The organism is Acidovorax sp. HMWF018, assembly GCF_003061035.1.
GTDB classification, from domain to species: Bacteria; Pseudomonadota; Gammaproteobacteria; order Burkholderiales; family Burkholderiaceae_C; genus Acidovorax; species Acidovorax delafieldii.
This window is the reverse complement of sequence record NZ_QAIM01000466.1, coordinates 3,870-4,546: the sequence shown is the minus strand read 5'-3', so window position 1 is coordinate 4,546 and position 677 is coordinate 3,870. Positions and strand designations below refer to the sequence as shown.

General features: G+C 67.1%; 1 pseudogene. It reads right to left on the bottom strand.

Annotated features, from left to right (window positions below):
- Positions 1 to 94: 94 nt before the first annotated feature.
- A pseudogene (locus DBR23_RS31170) lies at positions 95 to 677 on the bottom strand (TipAS antibiotic-recognition domain-containing protein); the annotation flags it as partial.

Below are 677 nucleotides of genomic sequence, written 5' to 3'. Positions count from 1 at the left end.
GTGTCGATCCATTCATGGGGACCGACTGTGGGGCCTCACGTTGCGTGAGGGTCAAGCACTTTTCAGTGGTTTTTTTGCAGACGGTGTGAGTGTCTCAGCGGCGCGCAGCGACTGTCGCAGCCATGGCGGGAGTGGGTGTGGCCAGCGCGAGCGCCGCCTGCAGGTAGGCGCGCACGGGCGCGCTCAGCGGTGAGCCCGCTTGCAGCAGCGGCTCGTTGGCCGACGCTGTGAGCAGCTTCTGGCGCAATTGCGCATCGCCGCGGGTCAGCTGGTCGAACAGCGTGTTCCAGCGCAGGGCCGCAGCCGCTGCGTCGGTGTGGTTCGTGGGGATTTGGCGGTCCAGCAACTGTTGCACGTCACGTTCCAGTGCCGCCCATGCGGTGTGCGGCACATGGCCCAGCGTGCGCAGGTCGTCGCGGGTCAGGTACTTCTCCAGCAGCGCCAGCCGCAGCTTGATGGCGGTTTCCACGTATTCGATCATGTCGCCGGGCGGTGCGTGGTTGCGCCCCTGCGCGCTGGGCTCGGTGCGAAACATGTGGCCCCAGCGGTCCAGCAGGTCCAGGTCGCCCCCCATCCAGTGCAGCATCAGCGCCATCCAGCGGTAGGCCAGTGCCTGCACCTCGGGCGCATCGGGAGGTAGCTGGCGGTCCATGGCGCTGCGCACCAGGTCTTTGACA